This is a genomic window from Nocardioides pelophilus, assembly GCF_014180685.1.
Lineage (GTDB): Bacteria > Actinomycetota > Actinomycetes > Propionibacteriales > Nocardioidaceae > Nocardioides > Nocardioides pelophilus.
The window spans coordinates 1-3,238 of the sequence record NZ_JACEHF010000258.1 but is presented as its reverse complement, the minus strand read 5'-3'; the positions used below and the strand labels follow the sequence as shown (position 1 = coordinate 3,238).

Genomic DNA, 3,238 nt, shown 5'->3' with positions numbered 1-3,238 from the left:
GCCGTCGGACTCCTCCAGAGCCACGTTGATCCGCCGCAGCAGCTCGCACGACGGGTGACCGAGCGACGGGTTGCGGCGGACGTCGGGATCGACCTGCAGGTCCTGGTCGATGCCGCTCGCCTCGGCGAAGCGCCGCCAGAGCAGGAGCGGGTCCGCTCCCGACCGCGGGACGGTCACCACCCTCATCCGCTCGCGGCCGACGACGTCGGTCCAGACGTCGATCATCTGCGGGATCCCCTGGGTACGACGGAACAGGCGCGCCGGCCGGGTGTCCCGACCGTGGTCGAGCCAGGCGCCCACCCCGCGGCCGAACGCCGGCCAGGGGAGCGTGGTGCCGTTGCGGCAGGTGGTCTGCCACTGCGCGGGCATGGTGCGGGCGGCGTCGCGGACCGTGAGGACGACCTCGACGTCGCCCGGGAGGGCCGCGACCAGGGCGCTCGCCTCCGCGCGGTCGAGGAAGCTGAGGAACTCCCACGACACGAGCGACGCGCGTCCGCCGTACTCCTGGAGCCGGCGGAGGAACTGGTGGGCGACCCGGTCGCGCCGCGTGGCCGCGTCGGCGCCGGGGGTGCCGGTAAGGACGCCACGCAGGGCCAGCGCCGGGTTCTCGGGTACGGCGAACCCGCGCTCGTCGAGAGCTTCGCGGTGGTCGGCCAGGAGCTGTTGGAGAAAGGTGGTCCCGGTCTTCATCGCACCGATGTGGAGCACGATCCGGGGCGCTCCCGAGCCGGAATGTGACGCATTCGGCACCGGCGCAGGCTAGCAGGGGATTCACGGTCGGCCACCGCTGCGCTGATACCTTGACCTCGTCCGCAACTTGCCCGCGTCGAAGGAACACGCCCCCGTGAGCGAAGCCGCAACAGCCAGCACCCCGACGTCTCCGTCGCCGGTCGACGAGGGATTCCGGGTCGTGCAACGGCTGGTTCTCCCGAGGGACCAGGAGCTCGACGTCCAGACGCTCTACGTCAGCGGGATCACCAGCTACTCCTCGGGCGGCGACTCGATGTCACGCCAGTCCGGCGGCGACTACGAGAGCCCCGAGGAAGAGACCGAGGACGACGAGGACGGCGAGTCCGACGCCGCCGGCATGTCCGGTTTCGGCCGGATCACCGACGCCGCCGGTGTGGCGGTCGACCCGCACCGCCGGGTCACCCTCGGCACCTACTTCAACGCGTTCCCGGCCAGCTACTGGCGCCGCTGGACCGAGTTCTCCACGGTCCGGCTCACCACCCGGCTCCGCGGCCACGGCTCGATCATCGTCTACCGCTCCACCGCGAAGGGCCACGTCGTCCGCGCGGACTCCTACCGGGTCGACAACCCGGCCGGCGAGACGGTCACGTTCGAGCTGCCGCTCAAGCCGTTCATCGACGGCGGCTGGTACTGGTTCGACCTCGAGGGCGGTCACGGCGAGCTGATGCTCGAGGACGCCCAGTGGGGCTTCGTGACCGACCGGGTCCGCACCGGTCGGATCACCATCGGCATCACCACGTTCAACCGGCCCGACTTCTGCGTCGCGCAGCTCGAGAACCTCGCCACGAACCCGGCGGTGCTCGACATCATCGACGAGATCGTGGTGGTCGACCAGGGCAGCAACAAGGTCGTCGACGACGCCGGCTACGAGGCCGCGGCCGCAGGGCTGGGGAGCAAACTGCGGATCATCGAGCAGCCCAACCTCGGCGGCTCCGGCGGCTTCTCGCGGGCGATGAACGAGGCGATCTCGATGGGCGCCTCCGACTACGTCCTGCTCCTCGACGACGACGTCGTGTGCGAGCTCGAGGGCATCCTCCGCGCCGTCGCCTTCGCCGACCTGGTGAAGACCCCGTCGCTGGTCGGTGGCCAGATGTTCAGCCTCTACGACCGGTCGGTGATGCACGCCTACGGCGAGGCGATCGCGAAGTACCGCTGGTTCTGGGGCCCGGTCGCGCCCAGCGTGCACGGCCACGACTTCGCCAAGAAGTCGCTGCGCAACACCTCGTGGATGCACCGCCGGATCGACGTCGACTACAACGGCTGGTGGATGTGCCTCATCCCCACCCAGGTCATCCGCGAGATCGGCCTGTCGCTGCCGATGTTCATCAAGTGGGACGACGCCGAGTTCGGCCTCCGCGCCGGCGCCGCGGGCTACCCGACGGTGACCCTGCCGGGCGTCGCGGTGTGGCACGTGCCGTGGACCGAGAAGGACGACACGCTCGACTGGCAGGCCTACTTCCACGAGCGCAACCGCCTCGTGTCCGGCCTGCTGCACTCGCCGTACCCCCACGGCGGCAAGCTCGTCCGCGAGAGCCTCGAGAACCACACCAAGCGCCTGATGTCGATGCAGTACGGCACCGGCGAGACGATCCTGCTCGCCCTCCAGGACGTCCTGGACGGCCCCGACCGGATGCACCACGACATCCTGCACCGGCTGCAGGAGGTCCGCGCGCTGCGCGACGAGTACGACGACGGCCAGTCCGAGGCCGAGCTCGACGCCTTCCCGTCCCCCCGGCGCAAGAAGCCGCCGAAGCGCGGCAAGGGGATCCCGGTCCCCTCGAGCACCGTCGGCAAGGCGAAGATGGCCGCGATGGGCCTGGTGCGCCAGGCGCTCCCGACCCGCGAGCTGGCGGGGGAGCACCCCGAGGGGATCGTGCCCCACGTCGACCAGCGGTGGTACCGACTGGCGCACTTCGACTCCGCGATCGTCTCCTCGGCCGACGGCATCGCCGCGTCGTGGTACCGCCGTGACCCTGCCCAGTTCCGCGACCAGATGGCGCGCTCGCTCAAGATGCACGCCAAGCTCTACAAGGAGTGGGACGAGCTGGCGGAGCGGTGGCGGACCGCCCTCCCCGAGCTCACCTCGCCCGAGCGCTGGAAGCTGACCTTCGAAGGCATCGACGACGAATGAGATCCGGCGCTCGGCGTCGAGCCGCGGGCAGGCACGCCGGTGAACGAACGGCCCGCCGTCGCCGGCCACCGGAGGCTACGCCGGACCTGATCCCGCCCGATCCCTTCGACGCAGCCGGAGCAGAGGTCGACCCGCCGTCCCGGCGTCAGCGACGGCGCGAGGCCAAGCGCGCGAGGAAGCTGGCCAAGCAGCAGGCCAAGGCGTTCCGGAAGTCCGGGCCGCCCGTGCCGGCTCCTGTCCCGGTGCCGGCCCCGGGCCAGCTCTACCCGCCGCCCGCCACGCCCGCCCCCGAGCCGGCCCCCGAGCCGGCGCTGGTCCCCGCGACCGTCGGAGCGCCGGCGGTCGAGGCCGGGTCGG

The 3,238-nt window shown here is 71.4% G+C and carries 1 protein-coding gene and 2 pseudogenes; 2 read left to right on the top strand and 1 reads right to left on the bottom strand.

Annotated elements, in window-relative coordinates; all coding sequences use genetic code 11:
* Positions 1–750, bottom strand: a pseudogene (locus H0488_RS22520) (hypothetical protein); the annotation flags it as partial.
* A 94-nt stretch (positions 751–844) separates the two neighbouring features.
* On the opposite strand from H0488_RS22520, the gene H0488_RS22515 reads away from it, so the two are divergent.
* Positions 845–2,881, top strand: a complete 2,037-nt coding sequence (locus tag H0488_RS22515) for a glycosyltransferase (protein WP_183101432.1) — start codon at positions 845–847, stop codon at positions 2,879–2,881.
* Positions 2,878–3,238: pseudogene (locus tag H0488_RS22510) on the top strand (hypothetical protein); the annotation flags it as partial. The gene H0488_RS22515 and the pseudogene H0488_RS22510, both read left to right, overlap by 4 nt.